Origin of the sequence: Pseudogemmobacter sp. W21_MBD1_M6, from assembly GCF_052119585.1 — a bacterium.
Classification (GTDB): domain Bacteria; phylum Pseudomonadota; class Alphaproteobacteria; order Rhodobacterales; family Rhodobacteraceae; genus JBGQOJ01.
In genome coordinates this window covers 285,826-312,135 of record NZ_JBGQOJ010000002.1, presented here as the reverse complement: position 1 = coordinate 312,135, position 26,310 = coordinate 285,826, and the positions used below count along the sequence as shown (strand labels likewise).

The window sequence follows — 26,310 nt, the reverse complement described above, 5'->3', positions numbered from 1 at the left end:
CGCAGGCGCACTGCGGCTTTGCCGCCGCGCGGATGATCGCCTTCCATCGGGTTAGCCGCCGCCCAGTCGCTCCATGGTGCGATGTCCCAGTAGCGAACCTTCTCGCCCACCACGGGCGGGGCGGATTTCACGAACAGGAGTTGCCTGTCTTCGGGCAGCCCCATGATGTCTTGCGGCAGCATGAGCAAGATCGGCACAAAGGAACGCTTCGCGAAGCTCGGCAACCAGTTCTTCGCGGGCGTAACCTTCATCGCCCCATGACTTGCGCCCGAATTCACGGTCAAGGCGTTTGGAGTGGGTCAGCTCGTGCTTGAATCCTGACGGCAGGAAGTAATCAATTTTCAGGAAATATCATAAATTTCACCAGATTCTCATTGAAAGTAACCGTTTTTCATGAGATGATGAGATTTGTAAATATACTTCGAGGCCAAGAAGCGGATGTCATCAAAAACTACAGAAAGTAAGCGTTTTTCAGGGCCAGTAAGCGTTTTTCAGGAAAGCAGGCTCCCCGAACGTGCTTTGCCCGTGGGGTACGCTGCCCTCATTGACGCTTACGATCTCAAGGTGCCGCTGCCGCTCACGCTCAGCGCGATTGGTGAGCGCCACAAGGTTTACGAGGAAGGCGGCTGGCGCATCTATACGCCACGGCATGAGCCGCAATCAACGCTCGAAGGGCATCTTGTTTTTGCTCTAAAATATGAAGGTCTTGATCTTGTCATCCTGAAACGCCTGTTCCTTGCGTTGGATGCTGCCGAGCTTGCGGGCATTGTTGCTGCCAAACCGACCAGCGCCTATACGCGCCGCGTTTGGTTTTTGTATGAATGGCTGCTGGATCGCGCGCTTGATCTTCCCGACGCCAAAACAGGCACCTATGCCGACATCGTAGACACAAAGCTTCAATGGGCGGTCAAGGGCGAAACATCGACCCGCCACCGCGTCCGCAACAACTTGCCAGGAACACCTGAGTTCTGCCCGCTTGTGCGGCGCACCGACAAACTTGAGCAAATGGTAAACGCCAAGCTTGATGAACAGGCACGCGCCGTTGTCGGCAAGATTTCAGCGGGCATTCTGGCGCGCACTGCCGCGTTTTTGCTGCTGAAAGACTCCAAGTCCAGCTACGCCATTGAAGGCGAAGCACCGCCGCACAATCGCATCCAGCGTTGGGGCAAGGCCATCGGGGAAGCGGGCAAGCAGCCCCTCGACCGCGACGAATTTTTGCGCTTGCAGCGGATCGTGATCGGTGAGGAGCGGTTTATCCGCCTTGGCTTTCGCGATGAAGGCGGCTTTGTCGGCGAGCATGAGCAGGACTCGCGCATGCCGCTGCCCGATCATATCAGCGCGCGCCATGAAGGGTTGCCCGCCCTGATTCAGGGGATGATTGATTTTGATCGCAGTTATGCTGACGGCATTGATCCGGTGATTGCTGCGGCGGTACTGGCGTTCGGGTTTGTCTATATCCACCCGTTTGAGGACGGCAACGGGCGGATTCATCGCTATCTGATCCACCATGTCCTGACCGCGCGCGGCTTCAATCCGACAGGCATCGTGTTTCCGGTTTCATCAGCCATTCTTGAGCGGATAGACGATTATCGCCGCGTCCTTGAAAGCTACTCGCAGCGGCTTTTGCCCGTGATCGATTGGGAGCCAACCGAGAAAATGAATGTGCGCGTCCTCAATGATACCGATGACTTCTATCGATATTTTGACGCCACCCGTCACGCGGAATTCCTGTTTGAATGCGTGCAAAAGACTATCGAGAACGACTTGCCGGAAGAGGCTGCATATCTTGAAAAATATGACCGATTCAAATCGCGCGTGGAGGCGATGATCGAGATGCCCGCGTCAACCGTGGATTTACTATTCAGCTTTCTCAAGAAAAATGGTGGCTTGCTGTCCAAGAGAGCACGAGACAAAGAGTTCGCGCCGCTCTCGCAAGATGAGGTTGGGCAAGTCGAAGCGATTTATCAAGAGTTGTTCGAAGCGTGAAAATAGAGAATCGGGGAATTGGTGAACCAGCTTAACGTGCATATCGTCTGATACTCATATTCCTTTAATTTGCGTAGCATTTGATGCGCAAATTTTTCCGCGCCCGCTAATGCGGGCGCGAATTTTTTGCTATCGGCTAAAGGAAAAGCCGCCGCTTACGCGGCGACTCCTTCCTGCTGTTGGGGTTGCTGTTGAAAACCATGCAGAAAATCCGCTGCCTTCTGGGCATGGGCTGCGGCGCTGAAGATCGCGCGCTTGTCGTTCTTCAGAACGTTTAACCAGCTCTGGATATAGGCGGCGTGGTCGGTGCCAGGCTCAGGCGTCAAAGCCAGATCAGCACAAAGGAACGCCGCGCCAAGCTCGGCAACCAGCTCTTCGCGGGCATAGCCTTCATCGCCCCAAGACTTGCGCCCAAATTCACGATCAAGGCGCTTCTCGTGCTTCGTCCAGTGAGTCAGCTCGTGCGCAAGCGTTGCATAGTAGGCTTCGGGGCTGCGGAAGCTCTCAAAGTGCGGCATCTGCACGTGATCACTGCCGCCGCTATAGTAAGCCCTGTTTCCGCCGCTGCGGATGTCCGCACGGGTCGCCGCAAAGAATTCTTCTGCATGCTCGATCCGCTCTTCCGCGCTGCCGTCGTCCTGCTCTTCGGTCTTGGTGATGGTGTTGGCATAAACGACCAAATTGCCGCGCTCGCCCTTGCGGACATGCGCCCCGAATTCCTTCGCTTGCTTGAAGGTCATCCAGAACGGGAAAATGTACCCGCCTTCCATCGCTGCGCCCCAAAGCACCAGCACGTTGATTCCGCTGTAGGGCATGCCGTTGTGACGTAGGGGCTTTATGATCCGCCCTTCGGTGTTTGCTGCACTCCACGGCTTCAGCCATGTCAGTTCGCCTTGCTCCAGATCGGCGATGATCTTGTCTGTTTCTTTCTGGTAAATATCCTGTTTCATTGTCTTTTTCCCTTCATTGGATAGTCGGTTGCACATGCAACCGAGCTAGGCGCACGCCAATGAGCGGGGGGAGAACGTCAAGACCGCAGACAGCGGAGGGGGATCACCCGCCCTGCACAAGAACCGACCGAAGGGAGGGGCGCTGAAGGACGGGGAAACCGCTGGCTGCGCCCGAAGCGCATGCGAAGAGCGTGGTCTTGACGGAAGACGGGGTCGCAGACCCCATTCATGAAAAAAGGTTCAGCCCCTCAGGGCTGGCAAACAACTATGCGCAAGGGATGGACGCCGTATGGCCGTGACCGCCACAGGCTGGCACGGTTTACGACAGCCCGACCTGTAAGGCGCGTCATAAAGTGTATGAGTGATCATTTATTATCTTTTTAGTTGCATTGGAGTAGGTCTTGGGCGAACCTGATAATACCTAAAAAAATCAGCAGATTAAGTAAACATGCACGCCTGATGTCAAATCTGTTTTGAGGAAATGTAGAAGCTTTATGTTGAAAGGCATTGAATTCGAAAAGAGTGAAACGGACTCATTATGTTTCACAATTGAAGATATATCCGATGAGTTGAAGCAAGTCATCCGCATGCGCCTGTCCGAGATTTGCCACGGAGCAGCAAAGGCATCGAGAAAGTCGGTTCTCTACTCCTACAAAATGACCCTCACAGCTTTCTTTGAGAAATTCGATACCAAATCCGCCGACACACAAAAGGGTATGATAGGCGAACTTCTAACGCATGTGCTCTTCTTGCACTTTGAAAGCAAATTTCGCGCAGCATCACCATACTTCAACATGGAAGAAGACTCTATCAAAAAGGGTTTTGATCTGGTTTTGCATCATGAGACCACAAGAGAAATCTGGTTTGTCGAGGTGAAAGCTGGTGAGTGCGGAGAGCACACAAGCGTTCAGAAGCTAGGCAGTCTGCTATCTCTAGCGAAGAATGGGTTAAAAACAGCTCTGGACAGCAACAGAAATACACTTTGGCAAAACGCGGTGAATGGTGCCAGCCTTGTTATTCAGGACTCCAACCTCAAAACGCAAATCGAAATGCTGCTGGAGAGCTACAACGAAAATGCTGTGGTGGGAGATTCAGCAAGCAAGGACTATAACGCAGTGCTGGCTGCCGTGTGTTTTTCAGGCGCTCAGGCTTTTGCCACCGGGGCAGAGTTTGAAGGTCGACACACCACGCAAAAAAATATGAACGAGTTTCGGAGTTTGATGTCGGTGGCGCTGCAAAAAGACACTCTTGAAAGCATCATAGATTGTAAGCACACCATTGATACCGCGCCTTTGCGGCTTGAATGTCGGGACGGTGCCCAGCCAGTTAGCCGGTCGATATAATTTCGACAGTTGATCGTCCGGCAGAGGCTTTTGCCTCTGTGTGCGATATGTGGAATATCCGCATGGGATTGGTAGGTGCATTTTGGGCAAAGCTGCTCTCGAACAACATCAGGTATGGATTTACCTCGGGGCCGTCTGCATCGGTTTGCTGTTTGGCACCTTTTTCGCGAACCAGGCGGCAGCTCTGGAGTGGCTTTTGTGGCCCACGTTGGGCCTTCTGCTCTTCGCCACGTTCACGCAGGTGCCACTGATCCATCTGGCGGCGGCGTTTCGAGACCGTCAATTCATCAGCGCCGTGCTGGCAGGCAATTTCATTGCAATACCACTTGTCGTGTGGGGCCTGCTGGCGTTTGTCCCTGTCGACCCTGCAATTAAACTGGGCGTTTTGCTTGTGCTGCTGGTTCCCTGCACCGACTGGTATATTACCTTCACGCACCTCAGTGGCGGCGATACCGGACGCGCGATAGCGATTACCCCCATCAACCTACTGGTCCAGATTGCTTTACTGCCGGTCTATCTGTGGCTTTTCATCGGGCGCAGTTTCACGGAGATATTCGTGGCCGGAACAATCTTGACCGTGTTCGTGACGCTGATCCTCTTTCCCCTGCTTGCAGCAGCGCTGCTGGAACGCTGGGTCGCAAAGCAGTCTGACAGGAGCGTGGTTCTTGATCGGATTGGCTGGTGTCCCGTGCCGCTTTTGGGGCTGGTCGTTTTCCTTATCGCAGCGTCGCAGGTGCAAAGTGTGTTCAATGCTTTGCCCGTATTCGGTCAGGTTGCCGGGGTGTTTATTGCCTTTCTTGTCGCTGCCGTGATCATTGGCATTATCCTTACAAAGATTTTCCGGTTGCAACCGCGCGCGGGCCGCGCGCTCGTCTTCAGTCTGGGAACCCGCAACTCATTCGTGGTTCTGCCACTGGCTTTGGCGTTGTCGGCCGAGTGGCAGATGGCAACAGTCGTAATCGTTTTGCAGTCACTGATCGAACTGTTCGGCATGCTGATCTATCTTCAGATCATGCCGTGGATCATCCCGAACACGCAGGAAGAACAGGCCCCACCGGCATAGCTTGCACCTGCCTCGGCGCCCAATTCCAAGGCAGCAATTCATCCAGCCTGTTGATCTTGTGATCGTGAATGCAATCGAGGATGTCAGCCAGATAGGCCAGCGGATCGAGACCGTTCAGCTTGGCAGTTTCAATGACCGTCATCGCCCGCGCCAAGGTTTCCGCACCGGTATCGGCGCCCGCGAAGAGCCAGTTTTTCCGTCCTATGCCAATCGGGCGCAGGGCGCGTTCTGCCGGGTTGTTGTCGATGGCCACGCGTCCGTCGGTCAGGAACAGGTTGAAGGCCTCCTGCCGCGCGAGCCCATAGCGGAAGGCCTTGGCCAGATCGCTCTTGCCGGGGATACGCAGGAGCTGTTGTCCAAACCAGGCAAAGAAGGCCGTCACCTTGGGCTGGGTAAGCTTTTGGCGCGTCGCATGACGCACGTCAGCGGGCTGACCGGTGATGTCGCGCTCGATGTCGTAGAACTCGCCGATCCGGTCGAGCGCCTCGCGGGCGATCTCGGATTTGGTCGAGGTCCAGAAGTCGTGGAAGTCGCGCCGCAGATGCGCCCAACAGGCGGCCTTCCGCAGACGGGCTGTGCCATCGGAACCAGGCGCGTAAAGCTTGGCATAGCCTTTGTAACCGTCCGCTTGCAGGATGCCGCGCGCATCGGCCAGGTGGCCAAGAACGTGCTCTTCTTTCCAGTCTGGCGCAAAGCGATAGACAGCACCCGGTGGCGATGCCCCCGCCCAGGGGCGTTGATCGCGCACATAGGCCCAGATCCGGCCTTGTTTGACACCTTTGCCCAGCCCCTTGTCGCGCAAAGAGCGATCCAGCACCCGGATCGGCGTATCATCCGCATGCAGCTGGTCGCTGCCCATGATGTCCGACTCGATGCGCTCGATCAACGGCGACAGAGTCTTCATGGCGCGGCCACACCAGCCCACAAGCGTGCTTTCGGGGATATCAGCCCCCATGCGCGCGAAGATCTCGTGCTGGCGATAGAGAGGCAAATGATCGTCGAACTTCGAGACCAACACATGCGCCAGCAGGTTCGGGCCAGCCATGCTGCCCGGGATCGGGCGGCTGGGGGCCGGTTCCTGCACCATCCGCTCGCAGCGGCGGCAGGATTTCTTGATGCGGGCGATCTGCCCTCTCATCGATTGCAAGCAATCGACTGCCGGGTGACAGATCACCTTCATCTGGGCGGCGATCATATAGAGAAGTTCACTGACATCCTCACCCGTCGTGCAGAAGGCGCGCCCAAGGTCGCGGCGCGCAGATCACCGCCACAGTCGGGGCAGCAAGTGCCGGGATCAAGTTCACGGCGCTCGCGCGGGGTCGCATCCGAGACACGTGGCCGGCGACGCAAAGCGGACGTATCGGCAGCTTCCGGTGATGGCTCATCCGGCCCTTCGTCGATGATCGCTTCATCGTCTTCGGCCACCGCCACCAGCAGATCTTCGAGCGCCAGCTCCAGCTGCTCGATCTCGCGTTCGATCTTTTCCGAGGATTTGCCAAAAGCCAGTTTCTGCAACTTGGCGATCCGCAGGCGAAGCGCCTGCACCAGTTGGTCATGAACCCGCAGCGTGGCAGATATCTTGGCGTTTTCTGCCTGCAATATCGCGATCATTGCCTTTAGAACGGCGGGATCGTCAGATAGGTTTTCGGCGGGTTTCAACATGCGCCTGATTACCAAAAATCAGGTCGAAGAACCATATAAATAACGCAAAAAACAGCAACAAATCACCCCACCCGAGCGGGCGGAGCACCCCAATCCGGACGCCGCCAGTCGATCCCTTCCCACAGCATCGCCAGTTGCGCCGAGGTCAGACGCAGTGCCCCATCCTGGGCATTTGGCCACGGGAAACGGCCTCGCTCAAGCACCTTGTAGTAGAGGCAAAACCCTTGCCCATCCCAATAGAGCAACTTCAGCCGGTCACCCCGACGACCCCGAAACGCAAACACCGCCCCACAGGCGGACTTTTGCCGCAGCACATCCTGGGCCAACGCCGCCAGACCCGCAATCCCCTTGCGCATATCGGTCACCCCGCAGGCCAGATACACACGCACACCAGTCCCAGGACCGATCATGCTGCTTCCACCGCACGGATCAGGGACGTTAGCGCCGTCGGATCGATCGTGCTTTCAAAATGCAAGCTGCGCCCGCCGCGCAGGCGTAATTCAACAGCAACCGGCGGCGGTGCCTCAGCGACCGGGGGCTGCACTGCTGGAACCCCCGCTGCGACTGGCATGTCCAACGGAAAGAATAGCGCTCCGGTGTCGGGCGACCACAGACCCTTCTTCTTGAGGTCATGCCGCCAAGCATAAATCTGCTGCCGCGTGATCTCGTGGCGCTGCGCCACCTGTGTCACCGTTGCCCCGTCGATCCCAACCGACATGACAATCTCGAGCTTGTCCTCGTCTCGCCAAAAGCGCCGCCGCTCCGCCCCAAGAATTTCGCCACGCATCACAGGCCCCGCATAAGAGACGTCAGTAATGACGTCATTAGCGACGTCTCTTAGATCATCGCCCCAGCCTCAGGCAGGCGGTGCCAATGGCGCGGTTACGGTTGAGATTGGCCGAGAGACGCGAATACCCGAGCGCGCCGAGCACGCGCCCGAGGGCGGCCTGATCCTTGACCGGAAACTTCCCCCGCGTCGTGCGAGGCGTCACGTCATCGCCAAAGAGACGATCACGGATGTAAGCGCCGAGCGCTTTCCCCGCAGCATCATGTTCCAGGATGCCCCGTTCATCAAAGCTCAGTCGCAGCGAAAACGGCGCGGGAGCCTTGATGATTTTCTGATTAGCTAAAGTATTGAAATCATTCGTGGGATTTTTCATATCGACGCTCCCGACCATAAAGGTCTAGTTGCGTGAGATGGAGTTCCCATGCCTCAAGTGCTTCAAAGAGAGAGTTCAAGTCCTCTCGCGTTAGGCGCACCATTTTCTCTTTATGTTAGAAATGATTGCGGATCATTCGACACGCTTGTCTGCGCTGTGCATCGTGCTGAAATCCGATTGGTGCCCGTTTAAGCCGCCGTAGCAAAGGCGATCACCTTTCTTTTGTCAGCCGGTAACGACTAACGATTGGTCGCAGGTTCCGTTGGTGGTAAATACGGCGGAATTCGCCGACCCGTCGTTGTATGGTGTGGATGAACTGCATTCGATCCATACTGATGCCAAATTCCCACCTGCACGGCACGGCTCACTACCTTAGATTGTGAAACGCATGTGGATTAATTATAATTGCACATGATAGGTGGCGCTCTTGAACGAAAGTGCGTTGGCCGAATGGGGAAGGGTAAGTCGTTTGCCGGGCAAGGTGGAAATTCTGTCGTATCTCGATCAGCTGCTCAAACGGCTGCCTTATATTGTTATTCTCGCGGGCTTCATCGTATTGACCGCACTGGGCATCGGGCTTGAGCGCCGCTATGCCGAGGATGCGAGGCTTGGCGTCCGACTCTCTATTGTCGAACAGTTGAACACCCTGCGCGCCCGCATCGAAGGCAATCTGGTCAGCAAGTCTTTGGTCGCCCGCGGACTGGTCGCGACTTTCGAGGCGGAACCGGAGCTTTCGCAGGACCGCTACAACACTCTTGCCAGACGGCTGACCGCCAGTGATCCGGAAATTCTGAATCTGGCCGTCGCACGGAACAATATCGTCGAATATGTCTATCCCTTCGAGGAAAACAAATCGGTCATAGGATTTGATTACGCGACCTCCGCTGTGCAACTGGATGGGGTGAACCTTGCTTTTATGCTTGATAAAACAATTGTTGCCGGTCCCGTAACCCTGGTTCAGGGCGGTCAGGGGTTCATCAGTCGAACGCCAATTCACATGCCTGCACTGCATGTGGAAAAAGGCGAGTTCTGGGGGATCGCGTCGATCGTTATCGGTGCCGAGAGGTTTTATCGCAATGTTGGCCTGCTGGACGCGAATTTGCCGTTCGATGTTGCCTTGTTGCGCACGCAGAACGGCGAAATCGCAGAGGTGTTCTTTGGCACGCCCGAAATTCTTGAATCCGACGCCGTGATGGTCGATGTTACCCTGCCAAGTGTAAAATGGAAAATCGCGGCGATCCCCAAGGGGGGATGGCCCATTCACGGCGAAAACTACGTTGCATTCCTGGTTCTCTACTATTCTGTCGCCGCATTGGTGCTGTCACTGGCGCTGTACTCGGTGCATCTTCTGAAAAAGAAACGGCAGGCAGAGCAACGTCTGGCAAGTGCGATCGAGGCGGTCGATGACGGCTTTGCCATCTACGGTCCGGATGACCGCTATGTCTTGAGCAATACCAAATATCGCCAGTTCTATCACCTTACCAAGGATCTGTTCCGGCCGGGCACGCCCTTTGAAACGGTTATTCGCGAAGGGGTGAAGCGGGGGCAGTATCCTGTTGCCGCCGGGCAGGAGGAAGACTGGATTTCCCAGCGGCTTGCGATACATAAATCCGCGAATACTGACACCGAACAGCAACTGGATGATGGTCGTTGGGTCCGGGTTTCAGAACGGAAAACGCCGGATGGAAGCACGGTAGGCTTTCGGGTGGATATTACCGAACTGCGAAACGCGAAAGAGGCGGCGGTTCTTGCAAACCGGGCAAAGTCCGACTTCATCAGTGTCCTCAGCCACGAGTTGCGGACGCCGCTGACTGTTATCCTGGGGCATGCGCAGATGCTGGCAAATGCCGATAAGTCACCGCTAATGAAGGGGCTGAACGCGGCGCTTGCAACAAGGCCCCTGACCGCCGATGAATTCAGCCGGGAGCTGGAGAAAGTCCTTTCTCTTGTCATGCGGCAGGGTGGAAAAATGAAACAATCCGGCGATCACCTTTTGAATTTGATCAACCAGATGCTGGACTTTTCCAAAGCAGAATCCGGCAGTCTGAAGTTAGAGACACAGCCGGTTTTGGCAGAGACAATTGTCAAATCGGTCTATCAGCAGTTCAAAGATACCGCCAATGCAAGGCAGATAGAGTTCACCTATCAGGCTGGCTGCGACATCGTTGCGGCAGACCCGACCCGTCTGACGCAAATTCTGCTTAATCTTGTTGGCAATGCTCTTAAATTTACCGAAAGCGGAAGTGTTCGCATCTGGACACAGAAAGACGGGAGTGTCCTTGAATTTTTTGTGCAGGATACCGGCTGTGGAATTGCGGAAAATCAACTGGATATGATTTTTAACGAGTTCCATCAGGTCGACGCCTCGTCGACCCGCAAAGTGGGGGGAACAGGATTGGGCCTTGCTGTGGTGAAGCAACTCGTGGCCCTTCACGGGGGCACCGTCGAAGTGACAAGTGAGGTTGGAAAAGGAAGCCGGTTCAGCTTTACAATTCCTTTGGCATGACGGCGAATGCCGACTTCGGGGTGCGGGCTGTTAGCCGCCCCAGGTGCGGATCGGTCCGCAGTCCATGTGGACGAAGTTCGAGCGCGGATAGCGGCCAACGCCACCTGCGGAACAGGACGCCGCCGCCTTGGCCATTTGATTGACAGAACGCGACGCGAGGCGCAGGTCGGCAGCCTGGCCCACCATGTGCAACGAATTCCGAGCAACGCCCTTGGACTTGCTGCGCAACATCGCATTCGTCGCCGGAGACCGGTAGCCGGACAAGAGCAGGTAGGGCTCTTTGATACCAAGAAGGCTGTGCGAGGCGGCCATGATGTCAATCGTGCGGGGGTCCATTTTTACCGCTTCGTCCCGACGCCAGTCGCGCATGAAGTGGTTGATCTCGGTCAGGGCCTCGCGAACATAATCGCCGTCAACCCAGTAGATCATATCAAGGTTTTCACCGGTCCGGCCCGAATACATCTTGATGCGCCGGATGTCGCCTGCACCGCGCAAAAAGCCAGCGGCCCTGGAAAAGCTTGGAGCTGCCATAACGGCGGTTGCTGCGAATGCGCCCAAAAGCGCTCGTCTGGAAAAGCCAGTTGATGTCGTAGTTGTCATTGCTAGGCGCCTGTCCCGTCATTCTGCCCGATGCCGCTTTTGCGGCTTTTCCGACTTTATCCCCAAATGTTGGAACTTTATTGCACATGTTGATTCGCGAACCAAGGCCAGATTGGCGGTCCTGTTCCAACTCAAGGAAAATCGGCGAGAATCTGCTTAATGTGATGGAACGCGAGGAACGGAACATGTTTCGTGAACAGATTGAAGCGATTGGGCAACAGGCGGAAAATCAAGGTAAATGCAGGTGGACTTGTGATGACCTTTCACTGATTGTCTTTCGGCAACACAGTGGTGAATTTACCTTGTTTTCGGGGGAAATAATGACGTTTTCGACCAAGATTTTTCGGGCCGTGCCGATCCTTTCCGCAGTTCTTGCGGTGATAATGGCGCTGACCCTGACCGCAGCGCCTGCCAGCGCCCAGGTCACCGCATTCAAACAGGCCGTGGCGGAAGCGGCTGCAAAAGATCCGGCCTTGGCCGCATTTTATAAAGCAAACGATTACAATGGCATATGGACGGGCGCTGGCAAAAACAGCTCTCGGCTCAAAGCATTCATTGCCGCAGCGGCGAAGGCGGACGATCACGGTCTTCCGGCCAAACGCTACGATCCGGCCCAAATCATGGCGCGGGTCAAATCCGCGACATCGAACCGCGACATGGGTCTTCTGGAGGTCGAGTTGAGCCGCCAGTTCCTGCAATATGCGACAGACGTGCAGACCGGCGTTCTGGCACCGTCCAAGGTGGATAGCGGCATCGTCCGCATCGTGCCGCTGCGCGACCGCGCGCAAACACTGGCGGCCTTGGTCAAAAGCTCTCCTGCCGGTTTCATCCGGTCCCTGCCGCCGGCGTCGCCCGAATACCTGCGGTTGATGAAAGAGAAAATGACGATGGAGCGCCTGCTGACAAAGGGTGGCTTCGGGGCCTCTGTCGGGGCGAAGGCGCTGAAACCGGGCCAGTCGGGCCAGCCCGTCGTGGCCTTGCGTGACCGTTTGGGCGCCATGGGCTATCTGCGACGCAGCGCCACCCAGACCTACGATGCGGCGATACAAGGGGCGGTTCAGCAGTTCCAACTGGACAACGGCCTGAATCCCGACGGCGTCGCGGGCGAGGGGACGATGGTGGAAATCAACACGCCACTCGAGGCCCGCCTTCAGTCGGTCATCGTCGCGATGGAGCGCGAGCGCTGGATGAACCAGCCCTTGGGCAAGCGCCATGTTCTGGTGAACATCACCGATTTCACCGCCAAAATCGTCAACAACGGCAAGGTTGAGTTCCAGACCCGCAGCGTGGTGGGCAAGAACGCCTCTGACACGCGCACGCCCGAATTTTCGGACGTGATGGAATTCATGGTGATCAACCCAAGCTGGAATGTTCCGCGCTCGATCACCATTAAGGAATACCTGCCACTGCTGCAAAAAAACCCGAATGCGGTCAGCCACCTGAAAGTCGTCGACGGGCAGGGTCGGGTGGTCAGCCGTGGCGCGGTGAATTTTGCGCAATATTCGGCAAAGACATTTCCCTTTAACCTGAAACAGCCGCCAAGCGATGGCAACGCGCTGGGTCTGGTGAAGTTCATGTTCCCGAACAAATACAACATCTATCTGCATGACACCCCGTCAAAGAATCTGTTCGGGCGGGAAGTGCGGGCGTTCAGCCATGGCTGCGTGCGGCTTGCCGATCCCTTTGATTTTGCCTATGCGCTGCTGTCGCAACAAACCAGTGATCCGCAGGGCCTTTTCAAGTCGCATCTGAAAACCGGCGTAGAATCCGTTGTGGCACTTGACCCACCGCTGCCGGTTCACATTGATTACCGGACGGCTTGGACCAGCCCGAAAGGCCAGATGAACTATCGCCGCGACATTTACGGGCGTGACGCTGCGATATTCGCGGCACTGGCCAAGGCCGGGGTAGCGCTGCGGGCTATTCAGGGTTAAATCCAGCCCCATAGAACAGGGGTAGGTCATGGGCCACACGATCAAGGATATTGCGGCGGCGCTTGGGGCGACAGCCTTTGGCGCCGTCGATGTGACAGTCAGCCGCGCGGCAGAGCCCGCAACCGCCGGGCCGGATGATCTGGCGCTGGCGATGGACCCGAAATATGCGGGCGGTCTGGCGCAGGGTCAGGCCCGTGCGGCCATCCTGTGGGACGGGGCCGATTGGCAGGCCCTTGGGCTGGAGGCGGCGATTTTCGTGCCGCGCCCGCGCTACGCCATGTCCGGCCTGACCAGACTGCTGGACCCCGGCCCCGAACTGGAGGCCGGAATCCACCCTATGGCGATTATTCATCCGACCGCCAAAATCGGCATCGGTGCGGCGATCGGCCCCTTTGTGGTGATTGGCCGCGACGCGCAGATTGGCGCGAATGCCCGCATCGCAAGCCATGTCAGCATCGCGGAACAGGCGCGGATCGGTGACGATGCGCTGCTGCTGCAAGGCGTGCGGATCGGCGCGCGGGTTCTGATCGGCGATCGCTTTATCGCGCAACCCGGGGCGGTTGTCGGCGCGGACGGGTTTTCCTTTGTCACACCGGAAAAATCCGGTGTCGAAAAGGCGCGCGAAAGCCTTGGGCATCAGGGGGATGTGCAGGCGCAAAGCTGGACGCGCATTCATTCGCTGGGTGGGGTCGAAATCGGCGACGATGTCGAGATCGGCGCGAATGGCACCATTGATCGCGGCACCATCCGCGCAACCCGTATCGGGCGCGGCACCAAGCTTGATAACCTTGTGCACATCGGACACAATGTGCAGGTCGGCGAGGATTGCCTGCTGTGCGGTCAGGTCGGTATCGCAGGGTCCAGCCGGATCGGAAACCGCGTTGTTCTGGGCGGGCAATGCGGCGTCAGCGACAATATTTTTGTCGGCGACGATGTGATTGCGGGCGGTGCGACCAAGATTTTCAGCAATGCCCCTGCGGGACGGGTTTTGCTGGGCAGCCCCGCGATGAAGATGGAAACCCATGTCGAAGCGATGAAAAATCTGCGGCGTTTGCCACGATTGTTCCGAAGTGTCGCAGAACTTCAAAAAACAGTTTCAAAATCGGATCATAGTGACTAAATGCGACCACGCTTTGCGCAAGGGAATAGGGACCAATGAACGTCAAGGACAAGGTGATCGAGATTATTGCCGAGCAGGCCGTTCTGGACATCGGCGACGTCACGATGGCCGCCACATTGGAGGATCTCGGGATCGACAGTCTGGGGCTGGTGGAATCCATCTTTGCCATCGAAGAAGCCTTTGATATCACAGTGCCATTCAACGCCAATGATCCATCCGAAAGCGGGTTCGACATTTCATCTGTCGCCTCGATCGTAAAGGCGGTCGAAGGGCTGGTTTCCGGCGCATGAAGCGCGTTGTCATCACCGGTTCGGGCACGATAAATGCGCTTGGCCATTCGGTCGCCACCACAATGGAAGCGATGCGCGAAGGCCGTTGCGGCATCGGCACGCTGGACATCCGCGATGTCGAACGCCTGTCGATCCGCATCGCGGGGCAGGTGCGTGGATACGAGGCGGAAACCCATTTCAACCGTCAGCAAATCTCGCTTTACGACCGGTTCACCCAGTTCACTTTGCTGGCCGCGAAAGAGGCGATCGGGCAATCCGGCCTGACCTTCAATGGCGAGCTTGCGATCAAATCCGGCGTTGTGTTGGGCACTGCGGGCGGTGGCGTGAACACATGGGATGAAAACTACCGCACCGTCTACGAAGAGGGAAAGAACCGGGTTCATCCCTTTGTTGTGCCCAAATTGATGAACAATGCGGCGGCCAGCCACGTCAGCATGGAATACAATCTCAAGGGGCCCAGCTATACCGTGGCGACGGCCTGTGCCTCGTCCAATCACGCCATGGGGCAGGCGTTCAACATGGTCCGTATGGGCATGGCCCGCGTGATGGTGACGGGCGGGTCGGAATCCATGCTGTGCTTTGGCGGAGTCAAGGCATGGGAAGGGTTGCGCGTCATGTCCAGGGACGCCTGCCGCCCGTTTTCGGCCAACCGCAACGGCATGGTCCAGGGAGAGGGCGCGGCGATTTTCGTGTTCGAGGACTACGACCACGCCATCGCCCGTGGCGCCGATATTCTGGCAGAGGTGATCGGCTTTGCCATGACATCCGATGCGTCGGATATCGTAATGCCGTCCAAACAGGGCGCTGCGCGCGCCATCGCCGGCGCGATGTCGGATGCGGGGATCAACCGCGATCAGGTGGGGTATATCAACGCCCACGGCACCGGCACGGCGGCCAACGACAAAACCGAATGCGCCGCTGTGGCCGATGTGTTCGGCCATCACGCCGACCGGCTGATGATATCCTCGACAAAATCCATGCACGGGCATCTGATCGGCGGCACCGGCGCGGTAGAGCTGTTGGCGTGCATCATGGCCCTGCGCGACGGGGTTATTGCGCCCACCATCGGCTACGAAGAACCGGACCCGGAATGCGCCCTGGACGTGGTGCCGAATGTGGCGCGGGATGCAAAGGTGGATGTGGTGTTGACCAACGCCTTCGCCTTTGGCGGACTGAACGCTGTTCTGGCCTTGAAAAAGTTCTGAAGACACTGGCGTAAGTTACTGGTTTAAAATAAATAACGCCACCCTGAAGGGGTGGCGTTATTACCGTAAGTAATCTGGTTTGACTTAGTTGGCGCCTTCGGCCAGCACGGCGTCATATCCGGCGGTAAACCCCTTCAGCGACACGCCCAGCTCGACCTTCTGGTCGGCAGCGGCAACCGGAACGATCACCAGCTTGGCCGAAGCCCCCTTCTTGAACGACGCGATATCGCCGCTGGTCAGGCCAATGCGGGCGAAACATCCGATCTGGCTGCACCATGAAAACGGATAACGCTTGCCCGCGCCGGCGTCGACGGACAGCGTGATCTGCTGGGTCAGAAGGGTTTCAAGCGGCGTGATGATCGTGGCACCCGCAACGGCCTCGTTGCCTTCTGGCAGACCGAACAGGGTGATTTCCGCAACCGCATTGCCCTGCGGGTCTTTCAGAAGCTGATAGAGCTGGCAGGGTTCTTTGCCCTCGGCCACGCGGATACAGCGCAGATCCCAGTCATCAAAGGCGGCTTTGGTGTAGGTCGTGCCCGGCGCATCCGCGGCGGCAACCTCTTCACCAAGGTTTGGCGCCAGAGGGTCCGCAACAGCGGGCGCCTCAACGGTGGGGGTCTCTGTGCTGGGCTCTGTGGTGGTCGCCCCGGCAGCAGGGGTCGTTTCCTGCGAGAATGCAGGTGCCGCGCAGGCAATCAATGCAAGAATGGAAAGGCTTTTGAACAGGTGTGTCATTGGTATTCCGTTGTATTTGCCGATGATTTCAACTGGGTGTCTAGCACGGGTGCAGGTCGCTGTCAGGCGGGAAACGCTGTCATCTGCCACGCCGAAAGGCGGATTTCCGCCAGACATAAAAAAAGGATCCGTCGCCGGACCCTTTTTCCAATTTAGTCTCCCTGTCGGACTTGGCCGACTTATTGCACCGAAAGCTATGACGAAGGATCACATCCGTCAACACTAAAAATATGCGCCTTTTCCTCGGGATGGTTGTCCTTTTGATAAAAAGGCCGCGCCACTGGGGCGCGGCAAGTCAGACAGGGAGGAAGGCGAAAGCGATGGAAGTTTTCCGCTTTCGACAGATCAATGCTGGCACATAGAAGTTAAGACTGTATTTTGACGCTGAATGTTTTCCGAGAAGGAGTGTGCCTGTGTCCGATCGTATTTTCATTGGTGGCGGCGGCGAGGCCTATGCCGAACCTCAATGCCTGTTGCTCGGCTATGCCAACCGACACGGGTTGATCGCAGGCGCGACGGGCACCGGCAAATCGGTTACATTGCAGATTATGGCAGAAGAATTTTCCGCTGCGGGTGTGCCGGTGTTTCTGTCAGACGTCAAAGGCGATTTGTCCGGCCTTGCCGCCTCTGGCCGGGCGGACCAGAAGCTGCACGAGGCTTTTGCACTCCGCGCCGAAAAGATCGGCTTTTCCGATTACACCTACAGCGCATTTCCAGTGACGTTCTGGGATCTGTTCGGCGTGTCCGGCCATCCGGTGCGCACAACGGTTTCGGACATGGGGCCATTGCTGCTGGCCCGCCTTCTGGAATTGTCCGAGGCGCAAGAGGGCGTGCTGAACATTGCCTTCCGCGTTTCCGACGAGGAGGGACTTCCCCTGCTTGACCTGCGTGATCTTCAGGCGCTTCTGGTCTGGGTCGGCGAGAACGCCGACACATTGACCCTGCGGTATGGCAATGTGTCATCCGCATCGATAGGCACAATCCAGCGCCGGCTTCTTGTGCTGGAAAATCAGGGCGGCGCAAAGCTGTTCGGCGAACCCGCGCTGGACCTTGCGGATATGATGCAGGTCGACCCGGACGGGCGCGGGCGGATCAATATCCTTGCCGCCGACCAGCTGATGTCGGCGCCCAAGCTTTATTCCACCTTTCTGCTATGGATGCTGTCAGAGCTGTTCGAAGAGCTGCCAGAGGTCGGCGATCTGGACAAGCCCAAGCTGGTGTTCTTCTTCGACGAGGCGCATCTTTTGTTCGACGGAGCGCCAAAACCCCTGGTCGACAAGGTCGAGCAGGTCGCGCGCCTGATCCGGTCAAAGGGCGTTGGCATCTACTTTGTCACCCAGAACCCCGATGACGTGCCAGAGGATATTCTGGGGCAGTTGGGAAACCGCGTGCAACACGCGCTACGGGCCTTTACCGCAAAAGACCAGAAACAACTGCGCCTTGCCGCGCAAACCTACCGCGACAATCCGCGGTTTTCGACCGAGGACGCGATCCGCGAAGTTGGGGTGGGCGAGGCCGTGACGTCGATGCTCGAGAAAAAAGGGGTTCCGGGCATGGTCGAGCGCACATTGATCCGCCCACCCGGCAGCCAGCTTGGCCCGATCTCGGACGATGTCCGTCGCGCGGTGCGCGCCGCATCCCCTGTTGCCGGAAAATACGAAACCCTTCTGGACCGCGAAAGTGCGTTCGAGATCCTGTCGAAACGGTCCGAAGCGGCCGCAAAAGCCGCCGAAGAGGCGGACGCGGCCGAAGCAAAGCTGAAGGAAGACGAGCGCGAGTTCAGATCCGCGCGCCGCTATGACGGCGGCAGCACAAAAACCACCACGCGCAGCAGAACCGCATCGACCCCCAGCTTTGGCGAACAAATGGGCAAGACCGTGCTGAAAGAGCTGACAGGCACGACAGGCCGCCGCATTGTCCGTGGCATTTTGGGCAGTTTGTTCAAGGCCCGTTGATCCGGCGGAGCGCCCGTTCCGGGCGCATTCCTTTTGGCACTTCGTGCCGTTTCGCGCTCCGCGCGGGGATATTTGAACCAAGAAGACTCTAGCATATCTTCTTGGCGAAAATATCCTCGCCGAAGGCTTCGGGTCGCAGTCACGGGATGCGACATCACATTAAAAAGCCGCCATAAGCATCTGCTTTGGCGGCTTTTTACTTGGTGTCCCGGAATGTTATTCCACGACACCCTCTTCGCCAGTGTCCTCGTCGCCCTGATCCGCGATCCAGGCCACAGAAACGACTTCCTCTTTCTTGGCGGTATCAAAGACTTTCACACCACCCGCACCGCGTGACCGGAAAGAGATGCCGGCAACAGGGCACCGGATTGATTGCCCGGTCGATGTTGCAAGCATGATCTGATCTTCCATTTCAACGGGGAAACAGGCCACAAGGTCGCCGCCACGCATGGCCTTGTCCATTGCTGCAACACCCATGCCGCCGCGCCCGCGCACAGGGTAGTCGTGGCTGGACGACAGCTTGCCCGCGCCTTTGGCGGTGATTGTCAGGATCAGCTCCTCGAAGGCGGACATTTCGGCATAGCGTTCTGTGCTGATCGTGGCGTTCTCGACAGCTTCGTCGTCATCTCCACCCTCGGCATCGTCGGCCAGACCAGCCATCGCACGCCGCATCTTCAGGTATGCTGCGCGCTCTTCGGATGTTGCGTCGAAGTGGCGGATCACCGACATCGACACCACCGTGTCCTCGCCCAGAAGGCGAATCCCGCGGACACCGGTCGATTTTCGGCCCTTGAACACGCGCACGGCGGTCGAGGGGAAGCGGATCGCGCGTCCCGAATTGGTGACAAGCATGATGTCGTCGTTTTCGTCACAGATCCGGGCATTCACCAAAAGCACGCCCTCGGGCAGATCCATTGCGATCTTGCCGTTGCGCATGACGTTGGTGAAGTCCGACAGCTGGTTCCGACGCACGTCGCCGGCACTTGTGGCAAACATGATCTGCAGGTTGTCCCAGTCATCCTCTGGCGCATCGACGGGCATGATCGCCGCGATGGAAACGCCCGGCGGAATCGGCAGGATGTTGACGATTGCCTTGCCGCGTGTCGTGCGGCTGCCCTGCGGCAGGCGCCATGTCTTCAGCTTGTACACCATGCCGTCGGTCGTGAAGAACAAAAGCTGGGTGTGGGTATTTGCCACGAACAGCGTCGTCACCACGTCGTCTTCTTTGGTTGCCATCGAAGACAGGCCCTTGCCGCCACGCCGTTGCGCGCGGAAGTCGATCAAAGGCGTGCGCTTGATATATCCGCCGGACGTGACGGTCACGACCATGTCTTCTTTCTCGATCAGGTCTTCGTCGTCCATGTCGCCGGACCAGTCGACGATCTCTGTGCGGCGCGGCACGGCAAACTGCGCGCGGACCTCTTTCAGCTCGTTCGAGATGATTTCCATGATCCGCACGCGGCTGCCCAGAATTTCCAGGTAATCGCGGATCGCGGCGGCAAGGGTTTGCAGCTCGTCGGTGATTTCCTTGACACCCATGGCGGTCAGGCGCTGCAGACGCAGGTCAAGGATTGCGCGGGCCTGCGTTTCGGACAGGTTATATGTGCCGTCCTCATTCACCGGATGGGTCGGATCGTCGATCAGCTTGATGTACTCGATGATATCGCCTGCGGGCCAGCGACGGGTCATCAGCCGCGTGCGGGCCTCTGCCGCGTCGGCAGAGGAGCGGATCGTTTTGACAACCTCGTCGACGTTCGACACGGCGACCGCCAGACCACACAGGATATGGCTACGCTCGCGCGCCTTTCGCAGATCGAATGCGGTGCGCCGCGCCACGACCTCTTCGCGGAAATCCAGAAACGCGGTCAGGAACTTGCGCAGCGTCAGCTGCTCTGGCCGCCCGCCGTTCAGCGCAAGCATGTTGCAGCCGAACGAGGTTTGCATCGGGGTAAAGCGGAACAACTGGTTCAGCACGACCTCGGCGGTCGCGTCGCGCTTCAGCTCGACCACCACGCGCACGCCGACCCGGTCGGATTCGTCCTGCACATGGGCGATGCCCTCGATCTTTTTGTCGCGGGCCAGTTCTGCGATCTTTTCGATCATCGTGGCTTTGTTCACCTGATAGGGGATCTCTTCCATGATGATCGCCCAGCGGTCCTTGCGGATTTCCTCGATGCGGGTTTTCGCACGGATCACCACGCTGCCGCGCCCCTCAAGATAGGCTTTGCGCGCGCCACTGCGGCCAAGGATGATGCCGCCGGTCGGAAAATCCGGGGCGGGAACGTAGGCGATCAGGTCCTCCGACGTCAGATCGGGCTGTTCGATCAATGCCAGCGTCGCGTCGATCACTTCGCCCAGATTGTGCGGCGGAATATTGGTGGCCATGCCAACGGCGATACCGCCCGCGCCATTGACCAGCATGTTGGGGAACCGCGCGGGCAGAACCGAAGGCTCGCGGTCCTTGCCGTCATAGTTGTCCTGAAAATTGACCGTATCCTTTTCGATATCGGCCAGCAAAAAGGCGGCGGGCTTGTCCATCCGCACTTCGGTGTAGCGCATAGCGGCGGCGTTATCACCATCCATCGAACCGAAGTTGCCCTGACCGTCCAGCAGCGGCAGCGACATGGAAAAGCTTTGCGCCATCCGAACCAGCGCGTCGTAGATCGCGCTGTCGCCGTGCGGGTGATACTTACCCATCACGTCGCCAACAGGGCGCGCCGACTTGCGGTAGGACTTGTCATGGGTGTTTCCGGTCTCGTGCATCGCATAAAGGATGCGCCGGTGGACCGGCTTCAACCCGTCGCGCAGGTCGGGAATGGCACGACTGACGATCACGCTCATTGCGTAATCAAGATAGGAAGATTTCATCTCGTCGGTGATCGAGATGCTGGGCCCGTCATGCGCCATGCGCTGGGGGCCTTTTTCTTCTTCGTTTTCAGGAGTTTCCGGAGTGTCGTTCACGTTGTCCGCCGTTCTTCTCTGTCACGTCTACATATTGTTGTCATAGTTATAACGGATCATGGATATAGGGTGCAATGGCGCTGTGCGGCAAACAGGGTCATGCTCTGGGGATCAGGTCTAAGTTGTTGATACTAAAGCCAAGTAAATCACAAGAATTAGGCGATTTCTGGCCATTCTTCTCGGTCCAAATACTCCTGCCGGTGGTTGCCACGGATTGCAACGGTCGGCAGGGGTGTTTTTGCCCGGCACTGACCGGTTACAGGGCGGCATCCGCTCGCAGCAGCATCCCGAACAAATCGCGTGGATCATCCGGGTCGGCCAGCAGGTCGAGGTCCTGAAAAAGCGTCGTTCCCTCGATCCTGTCGCGGACATAGCGCAAGGCGGAGAAGTCCTCGATCGCGAAACCGACGCTATCGAACAGGGTGATCTGGCGGTCATTTCGCCGCCCTTGCGCCGCGCCGGTGATCACCTCCCACAGCTCCGTCACAGGGTGATCCGCCGCAAGCTGCTGGATCTCGCCCTCGATCCGTGTTTGCGGCGGGTATTCGACGAAAATGCCGGCGCGCAGCAGGATGTCGCGGTGCAGTTCCGTCTTGCCGGGGCAATCGCCGCCGACGCCATTGATGTGCACGCCGCTACCGACCATGTTGTCGGTCAGGATCGTTGCGTTTTGCTTGTCTGCGGTCACCGTGGTGATGATCTGCGCCCCGATCAGGGCCTCTTCGGCGCTGTGGCAGGGGGTGATGGTCAGACCGTAACCCTCTAAATTGGCTGCGCATTTTGCCGTGGCGGTCGGGTCGATATCATAAAGCCGGATATTGGATATGCCGCAGATTGCCTTGAACGCCAGCGCCTGGAATTCCGATTGGGCACCGTTGCCGATGATGGCCATCGTGGTTGACCCCTTTGGTGCCAGATATATGCCCGCCATCGCCGACGTGGCCGCCGTGCGCAGGGCGGTCAGGATGGTCATTTCCGACAAAAGCACCGGATAGCCGTTGTGCACATTGGCCAAAAGTCCAAATGCGGTAACGGTTTGCAAGCCTTCCTTCATGTTCTTCGGGTGGCCGTTCACATATTTGAACCCATACAGATCGCGGTCCGCCGTCGGCATCAGTTCGATCACGCCGACGTCGGAATGACTGGCCACGCGCGGGGTCTTGTCAAATTCGGGCCAGCGCCGGAAATCATCCTCGATATAGCCCGCAAGGTCACGCAGCATTGGCTCTATGCCGGTTTTCAGGACCAGCTTCATCATGTTGTCGACGCTGATAAAGGGAACGCGGGCTTTGTGGGACAGGGGGGCGGTCATGTGGTCAGGCTCCTTGTCGGGCGGTCGAACACCTTGCGCCCCATCAGCGAGGCGGTCAGGTCGACCATGACGTTGGCGGTGCGGCCGCGATCATCCAGATGCGGGTTCAGCTCGACCAGATCAAGCGAGGTAACAAGGCCGCTGTCGTGCAACAGTTCCATCACCAGATGGCCCTCGCGCACGGTGGCACCGCCCGGCACGGTGGTGCCGACCGCGGGTGCGACCGAGGGGTCAAGGAAATCGACATCCAGCGAGACATGCAGCATACCGTTCGCCGCCGCGACTTGGTCAAGGAAGGCGGCCAGCGGTTTCGCGATGCCATGCTCGTCGATTGCGCGCATGTCGACAATGGTCACTTCGCCCTTCAGCAGGGCGGCATGCTCTTCGGGGTCAACGGACCTGATGCCGATCATGCAGACGTTTTTGGTGGGAACGACAGACGACAGCGGCGGGAAATCCTCGAACCCCGCGTGCCCTGTGACATAGGCGACGGGGGTGCCGTGCAGATTGCCCGACCCGCTGGTCACCGGCGTGTGGTAATCGCTGTGCGCGTCCAGCCACAGCACGAACAGCGGGCGGTTTTGCTGCGCCGCATGGGCGGCCATGCCCGAAACGGTGCCAAGCGACAGGGAATGGTCCCCGCCCATGAAAATCGGAAAGCCGTCTTTGGCGGCGGATTGCGCGGCGTTTGACAGGGCCTCTGTCCAGGCGATGGTTTCCGCCAGCGCATGAACCTGCGGATTGCGCGGCGTGACGGGGCGCGGCGCGGCAGGGACGACATTACCGATGTCGCTGGCGCTGTGGCCCAGTCCGGTCAGCGCCTCGGCCAGTCCGGCGGTGCGATAGGCATCCGGCCCCATCTGACAGCCACGGCGGCGTTTGCCGCTGTCCACAGGTGCGCCGACAAGAATACAGTTCCGCTTGTTCATAAGGGGGATCCTTTACAGTTCCCGCTTGATATCGCGCAAATCGGGGTGGCGTTAAGTGTGCATTTTGTGCAAAACGGGTGCATATTGATCAATTCGGCAGTCGGGGTGCGCAAAATGGACGATACCGATCTGAAACTTGTGGCGGCCCTGCGGCGCGATGCGCGGGCGTCGATGTCCGATCTGGCGCTGAGCCTCGGGCTGAGCCGGGCCACGGCGCGCACGCGGATCGAGCGGATGACCGCACGGGGCGACATTGTGGGTTTTACGGTTCTGTTGAAAGAGGATGTCGCGCAGGCCCCTGTGCGCGGCTTGATGATGCTGGAAATCGAGGGGCGCGGCACCGACAAGGTTGTGCACCGTCTGACGGGACTGCCCGAAGTTCAGGCGGTGCATTCCACCAATGGCGCGTGGGATCTGGTTCTGGAAATCAGCACCGACACGCTGGAGGCGCTGGACCGCGCGTTATTCGCGATCCGGCGGATCGAGGGGGTGACGCGCAGCGAGACGAACCTGTTGTTGTCCACCCGCAAGGCCAAGCTGCGCTAGCGGGCGCGCAACGCAACCACCCAAAGCGCCACAAGGCCGAGCGACAGGATCGCGTTCCAGGATGCCATCGACAGGTTCAGGAATTGCCAGGCGATGTCGTCGCAACGCACCAGCGGCGCGGCAAGGATCTGGTCCATCAGCTCTGCCGGGGTCAGATCGCTGACCGGGCCGGATGAGCAGGTGGTCGGGCCTTCCCACCAGCCATTCTCGACCCCGGTGTGATACAGCCCCAGACCCGCAGTCGCCAAGGCCGACAGCGCCCCGAGGACGATGAAACCGGGCCAGCGCAGGGACAAAGCCAGGGCACCTGCCAGAATAGCGACCGCATGGGGATACCGCTGCCAGAGGCACAGCTTGCAGGGGGCAAGGCCGCCCAGATACTGGAACGCAAAGGCCCCCGCCAGAAGCGCGACAGAACCGAATGTCGCCAGAAGGATATACTGTCGTTTTGTCATAGGTATTTCACCGCAATAAACCCGCCCAAAAGGATGGCAATGAACAGGGTGAACAGCAGCGCCAGCCGTCGTTCTACAAAGTCACGGATCGGCGCGCCGTATTTCCACAGCAGCGCCGCGACGATAAAGAACCGCAAGCCGCGGGCGATCAGGCTGGCGCCCATGAACACAGGAAACGAAAGGCCGGTCCAGCCCGACATGATCGTGATGACCTTGTAGGGAAACGGGGTAACGCCCGCGATCAGGACCGCCCATGCGCCCCAATCGTTGAATGTCTGGTTGAACACCTGCGCCGCGTCCGCCTTGCCGTAGAATTCCAGCAGGGGTTGCCCAACGGTGTCGAACAGGGTCGCGCCGATCAGATAGCCGAATGCACCCCCCAGAACAGAGGCAACAAGCGCCACGCCCGCGATCAGCCAGGCCCTGAACGGGCGGGCAAGGATCATTGGAATCATCAGAATGTCGGGCGGAATGGGAAAGAACGAGCTTTCCGCGAAAGACACCAGCGCCAGCACCCAAAGGGCGTTCCGGCTGAGCGCCATAAGAAGTGTCCAGTTGTAAAGCCGCCGTATCATCCATCTGTTCCCGTGGTTCGGACCATACATGACGGTCTGGACCGCTGGTTAAGCAGGTTCTGCTGGAAATATCCAGATGTGCCGCGTTAGAATGTTTGTGTTGTAAAGGGGGGACTGGGATGAAGTGGCAGGGGCGGCGCGGAAGCAGGAACATAGAGGACCGGCGCAGCATGGGCGCGGGCAAGGCTGGCGGCATTGGCGGCGTCGGACTGGTTGCGGTTCTGGTGATCGGCTATTTCCTGGGGATTGATGTGACCCCCTTGTTGAACGATCCGGCCTTGACCGGCGGGCGATCCGGTGGCGGTGAACTGACAGAGGCCGACCGTCAGGCGGGCGAATTCGTGTCTGTCACGCTGGCCGACACCGAGGAAATCTGGGCGGAGCTGTTCCGCATTCAGGTGGGGCAACCCTATGACGCGCCGGTTCTGGTGCTGTTCAAGGGTGCTACGCAATCGGCCTGTGGTGGGGCAAGTGCCGCCACAGGCCCGTTTTATTGCCCCGGCGACAAGAAGGTCTACCTCGACACCGATTTTTTCGCCACGCTGTCGCGGCAGTTGGGGGCCAAGGGCGATTTTGCCGCCGCCTATGTCGTGGCGCATGAGGTCGCGCACGGCGTGCAGGACGAACTGGGTATTCTGGGGCAGGCGAACCGCGTGCGTCAACAGTCAACCGAGGCTGACAGCAACGCGATTTCAGTCAGGATAGAACTTCAGGCGGATTGCTATTCCGGGATATGGGCCCGCCACGCAGAAACGAAGTTCGGCACGATAGAACAGGGCGATCTGGCCGAGGCGATGAACGCAGCCAAGCAGATCGGCGACGATACATTGCAGCGCAACGCAGGTCAGCGCGTCAGCCCGCACACCTTCACCCATGGCACATCGGAACAGCGCCAGCGCTGGTTTGCGACGGGCTACAATAGCGGTCAGATGACGGCCTGCGACACCTTCGGCACGAAGCGTCTGTAGGGGGGCATTGGCGGCACTGCGGGGGCGCTGGTCAAAGTCATCGGTGTTGCGCGTA

The 26,310-nt window shown here is 58.3% G+C and carries 22 protein-coding genes and 2 pseudogenes; 11 read left to right on the top strand and 13 right to left on the bottom strand.

Features of this window, described 5'->3' with window-relative positions:
* Positions 1-186: 186 nt before the first annotated feature.
* Positions 187-309, bottom strand: a pseudogene (locus tag ACEN2R_RS05485) (zincin-like metallopeptidase domain-containing protein); the annotation flags it as partial.
* Positions 310-438: 129 nt separating this feature from the next.
* On the opposite strand from ACEN2R_RS05485, the gene ACEN2R_RS05480 reads away from it, so the two are divergent.
* Positions 439-1,986 (top strand): Fic family protein, encoded by a 1,548-nt coding sequence (locus ACEN2R_RS05480; RefSeq protein WP_442040011.1) that lies wholly within the window; start codon positions 439-441, stop codon positions 1,984-1,986.
* 155 nt (positions 1,987-2,141) lie between these two features.
* Here the strand turns inward: ACEN2R_RS05480 and ACEN2R_RS05475 are convergent, their stop codons facing one another.
* Positions 2,142-2,936: an ArdC family protein gene (locus ACEN2R_RS05475; protein WP_442040009.1), complete on the bottom strand. Its 795-nt coding sequence runs from the start codon at positions 2,934-2,936 to the stop codon at positions 2,142-2,144.
* A 494-nt stretch (positions 2,937-3,430) separates the two neighbouring features.
* Here ACEN2R_RS05475 and ACEN2R_RS05470 point away from each other — a divergent pair, with 494 nt between their 5' ends.
* Both ACEN2R_RS05470 and ACEN2R_RS05465 read left to right on the top strand, forming a co-directional pair.
* Positions 3,431-4,279 (top strand): hypothetical protein, encoded by an 849-nt coding sequence (locus ACEN2R_RS05470; protein WP_442040007.1) that lies wholly within the window; start codon positions 3,431-3,433, stop codon positions 4,277-4,279.
* An 82-nt stretch (positions 4,280-4,361) separates the two neighbouring features.
* Positions 4,362-5,342, top strand: coding sequence for an arsenic resistance protein (locus ACEN2R_RS05465; RefSeq protein ID WP_442040005.1), 981 nt, complete (start codon positions 4,362-4,364; stop codon positions 5,340-5,342).
* Here ACEN2R_RS05465 and tnpC read toward each other — a convergent pair.
* From tnpC to ACEN2R_RS05445, 4 genes and pseudogenes are all read right to left on the bottom strand, one after another.
* A pseudogene (gene tnpC, locus ACEN2R_RS05460) lies at positions 5,302-7,004 on the bottom strand (IS66 family transposase). The gene ACEN2R_RS05465 and the pseudogene tnpC overlap by 41 nt on opposite strands.
* Positions 7,005-7,066: 62 nt before the next feature.
* Positions 7,067-7,414, bottom strand: a complete 348-nt coding sequence (gene tnpB / locus ACEN2R_RS05455) for an IS66 family insertion sequence element accessory protein TnpB (RefSeq protein ID WP_442040003.1) — start codon at positions 7,412-7,414, stop codon at positions 7,067-7,069.
* Entirely contained in the window at positions 7,411-7,791 is a 381-nt protein-coding gene (tnpA, locus tag ACEN2R_RS05450; protein ID WP_442040001.1) for an IS66-like element accessory protein TnpA, read from the bottom strand. The genes tnpB and tnpA overlap by 4 nt, the downstream gene beginning before the upstream one ends.
* Positions 7,792-7,846: 55 nt before the next feature.
* Positions 7,847-8,164 (bottom strand): hypothetical protein, encoded by a 318-nt coding sequence (locus ACEN2R_RS05445; RefSeq protein ID WP_442039999.1) that lies wholly within the window; start codon positions 8,162-8,164, stop codon positions 7,847-7,849.
* A gap of 469 nt (positions 8,165-8,633) precedes the next feature.
* Here ACEN2R_RS05445 and ACEN2R_RS05440 point away from each other — a divergent pair, with 469 nt between their 5' ends.
* A complete protein-coding gene (locus ACEN2R_RS05440) occupies positions 8,634-10,670 on the top strand; it encodes an ATP-binding protein (protein WP_442039997.1) in 2,037 nt (678 codons plus the stop codon).
* Positions 10,671-10,700: 30 nt separating this feature from the next.
* Here ACEN2R_RS05440 and ACEN2R_RS05435 read toward each other — a convergent pair whose 3' ends face one another.
* Positions 10,701-11,270 (bottom strand): YcbK family protein, encoded by a 570-nt coding sequence (locus ACEN2R_RS05435; protein ID WP_442039995.1) that lies wholly within the window; start codon positions 11,268-11,270, stop codon positions 10,701-10,703.
* Positions 11,271-11,590: 320 nt separating this feature from the next.
* Here ACEN2R_RS05435 and ACEN2R_RS05430 point away from each other — a divergent pair, with 320 nt between their 5' ends.
* Genes ACEN2R_RS05430 through ACEN2R_RS05415 form a run of 4 tightly spaced genes read left to right on the top strand, consistent with a single transcriptional unit; the run spans position 11,591 to position 15,819 of the window.
* Positions 11,591-13,204 carry a L,D-transpeptidase family protein gene (locus tag ACEN2R_RS05430; RefSeq protein WP_442039993.1) on the top strand — a complete coding sequence of 538 codons (1,614 nt, stop codon included), beginning with the start codon at positions 11,591-11,593 and terminating at the stop codon, positions 13,202-13,204.
* 28 nt (positions 13,205-13,232) lie between these two features.
* A complete protein-coding gene (lpxD, locus tag ACEN2R_RS05425) occupies positions 13,233-14,324 on the top strand; it encodes a UDP-3-O-(3-hydroxymyristoyl)glucosamine N-acyltransferase (RefSeq protein ID WP_442039992.1) in 1,092 nt (363 codons plus the stop codon).
* Positions 14,325-14,359: 35 nt separating this feature from the next.
* Entirely contained in the window at positions 14,360-14,614 is a 255-nt protein-coding gene (locus tag ACEN2R_RS05420; RefSeq protein ID WP_442039991.1) for an acyl carrier protein, read from the top strand.
* A complete protein-coding gene (locus ACEN2R_RS05415; protein ID WP_442039989.1) occupies positions 14,611-15,819 on the top strand; it encodes a beta-ketoacyl-[acyl-carrier-protein] synthase family protein in 1,209 nt (402 codons plus the stop codon). The genes ACEN2R_RS05420 and ACEN2R_RS05415 overlap by 4 nt, the downstream gene beginning before the upstream one ends.
* 84 nt (positions 15,820-15,903) lie before the next feature.
* On the opposite strand, the gene ACEN2R_RS05410 is transcribed toward ACEN2R_RS05415, so the two are convergent.
* Positions 15,904-16,554 (bottom strand): invasion associated locus B family protein, encoded by a 651-nt coding sequence (locus ACEN2R_RS05410; protein ID WP_442039987.1) that lies wholly within the window; start codon positions 16,552-16,554, stop codon positions 15,904-15,906.
* 413 nt (positions 16,555-16,967) lie between these two features.
* Between ACEN2R_RS05410 and ACEN2R_RS05405 the strand changes: the two genes are divergently transcribed.
* Positions 16,968-18,509: a helicase HerA-like domain-containing protein gene (locus ACEN2R_RS05405; RefSeq protein WP_442039985.1), complete on the top strand. Its 1,542-nt coding sequence runs from the start codon at positions 16,968-16,970 to the stop codon at positions 18,507-18,509.
* Positions 18,510-18,725: 216 nt separating this feature from the next.
* Here ACEN2R_RS05405 and gyrA read toward each other — a convergent pair whose 3' ends face one another.
* The 3 genes from gyrA to rocF all read right to left on the bottom strand — a co-directional run bounded on the left by gyrA (position 18,726) and on the right by rocF (position 23,711).
* Positions 18,726-21,470 (bottom strand): DNA gyrase subunit A, encoded by a 2,745-nt coding sequence (gene gyrA, locus ACEN2R_RS05400; protein ID WP_442039983.1) that lies wholly within the window; start codon positions 21,468-21,470, stop codon positions 18,726-18,728.
* A gap of 256 nt (positions 21,471-21,726) precedes the next feature.
* On the bottom strand, positions 21,727-22,782 hold the full coding sequence (locus ACEN2R_RS05395) for an ornithine cyclodeaminase (RefSeq protein ID WP_442039981.1): 1,056 nt from the start codon (positions 22,780-22,782) through the stop codon (positions 21,727-21,729).
* Positions 22,779-23,711 (bottom strand): arginase, encoded by a 933-nt coding sequence (gene rocF, locus ACEN2R_RS05390; RefSeq protein WP_442039979.1) that lies wholly within the window; start codon positions 23,709-23,711, stop codon positions 22,779-22,781. Before rocF ends, ACEN2R_RS05395 begins: the two co-directional genes overlap by 4 nt.
* Positions 23,712-23,825: 114 nt before the next feature.
* Here rocF and ACEN2R_RS05385 point away from each other — a divergent pair, with 114 nt between their 5' ends.
* Entirely contained in the window at positions 23,826-24,257 is a 432-nt protein-coding gene (locus tag ACEN2R_RS05385; RefSeq protein WP_442039977.1) for an Lrp/AsnC family transcriptional regulator, read from the top strand.
* On the opposite strand, the gene ACEN2R_RS05380 is transcribed toward ACEN2R_RS05385, so the two are convergent.
* Positions 24,254-24,712 (bottom strand): disulfide bond formation protein B, encoded by a 459-nt coding sequence (locus tag ACEN2R_RS05380; protein WP_442039975.1) that lies wholly within the window; start codon positions 24,710-24,712, stop codon positions 24,254-24,256. The two genes, ACEN2R_RS05385 and ACEN2R_RS05380, sit on opposite strands and share 4 nt — an antisense overlap.
* Positions 24,709-25,287 (bottom strand): YqaA family protein, encoded by a 579-nt coding sequence (locus tag ACEN2R_RS05375; protein WP_442039973.1) that lies wholly within the window; start codon positions 25,285-25,287, stop codon positions 24,709-24,711. The genes ACEN2R_RS05380 and ACEN2R_RS05375 overlap by 4 nt, the downstream gene beginning before the upstream one ends.
* Before the next feature lie 119 nt (positions 25,288-25,406).
* Here ACEN2R_RS05375 and ypfJ point away from each other — a divergent pair, with 119 nt between their 5' ends.
* The gene (ypfJ, locus tag ACEN2R_RS05370) at positions 25,407-26,255 is read left to right on the top strand and encodes a KPN_02809 family neutral zinc metallopeptidase (protein WP_442039971.1); all 849 of its coding nucleotides are present in this window, start codon (positions 25,407-25,409) and stop codon (positions 26,253-26,255) included.
* Positions 26,256-26,310 lie beyond the last annotated feature (55 nt).

What these genes read in the sequence shown, in the direction of transcription:
- ACEN2R_RS05480 (WP_442040011.1), top strand. Translation starts at nt 439, where the DNA reads ATGTCATCAAAAACTACAGAAAGTAAGCGTTTTTCAGGGCCAGTAAGC.
- ACEN2R_RS05475 (WP_442040009.1), bottom strand. Translation starts at nt 2,936, where the DNA reads ATGAAACAGGATATTTACCAGAAAGAAACAGACAAGATCATCGCCGAT.
- ACEN2R_RS05470 (WP_442040007.1), top strand. Translation starts at nt 3,431, where the DNA reads ATGTTGAAAGGCATTGAATTCGAAAAGAGTGAAACGGACTCATTATGT.
- tnpB (WP_442040003.1), bottom strand. Translation starts at nt 7,414, where the DNA reads ATGATCGGTCCTGGGACTGGTGTGCGTGTGTATCTGGCCTGCGGGGTG.
- tnpA (WP_442040001.1), bottom strand. Translation starts at nt 7,791, where the DNA reads ATGCGTGGCGAAATTCTTGGGGCGGAGCGGCGGCGCTTTTGGCGAGAC.
- ACEN2R_RS05445 (WP_442039999.1), bottom strand. Translation starts at nt 8,164, where the DNA reads ATGAAAAATCCCACGAATGATTTCAATACTTTAGCTAATCAGAAAATC.
- ACEN2R_RS05435 (WP_442039995.1), bottom strand. Translation starts at nt 11,270, where the DNA reads ATGACAACTACGACATCAACTGGCTTTTCCAGACGAGCGCTTTTGGGC.
- ACEN2R_RS05430 (WP_442039993.1), top strand. Translation starts at nt 11,591, where the DNA reads ATGACGTTTTCGACCAAGATTTTTCGGGCCGTGCCGATCCTTTCCGCA.
- lpxD (WP_442039992.1), top strand. Translation starts at nt 13,233, where the DNA reads ATGGGCCACACGATCAAGGATATTGCGGCGGCGCTTGGGGCGACAGCC.
- ACEN2R_RS05420 (WP_442039991.1), top strand. Translation starts at nt 14,360, where the DNA reads ATGAACGTCAAGGACAAGGTGATCGAGATTATTGCCGAGCAGGCCGTT.
- ACEN2R_RS05415 (WP_442039989.1), top strand. Translation starts at nt 14,611, where the DNA reads ATGAAGCGCGTTGTCATCACCGGTTCGGGCACGATAAATGCGCTTGGC.
- ACEN2R_RS05410 (WP_442039987.1), bottom strand. Translation starts at nt 16,554, where the DNA reads ATGACACACCTGTTCAAAAGCCTTTCCATTCTTGCATTGATTGCCTGC.
- ACEN2R_RS05395 (WP_442039981.1), bottom strand. Translation starts at nt 22,782, where the DNA reads ATGACCGCCCCCCTGTCCCACAAAGCCCGCGTTCCCTTTATCAGCGTC.
- rocF (WP_442039979.1), bottom strand. Translation starts at nt 23,711, where the DNA reads ATGAACAAGCGGAACTGTATTCTTGTCGGCGCACCTGTGGACAGCGGC.
- ACEN2R_RS05385 (WP_442039977.1), top strand. Translation starts at nt 23,826, where the DNA reads ATGGACGATACCGATCTGAAACTTGTGGCGGCCCTGCGGCGCGATGCG.
- ACEN2R_RS05380 (WP_442039975.1), bottom strand. Translation starts at nt 24,712, where the DNA reads ATGACAAAACGACAGTATATCCTTCTGGCGACATTCGGTTCTGTCGCG.
- ACEN2R_RS05375 (WP_442039973.1), bottom strand. Translation starts at nt 25,287, where the DNA reads ATGATACGGCGGCTTTACAACTGGACACTTCTTATGGCGCTCAGCCGG.
- ypfJ (WP_442039971.1), top strand. Translation starts at nt 25,407, where the DNA reads ATGAAGTGGCAGGGGCGGCGCGGAAGCAGGAACATAGAGGACCGGCGC.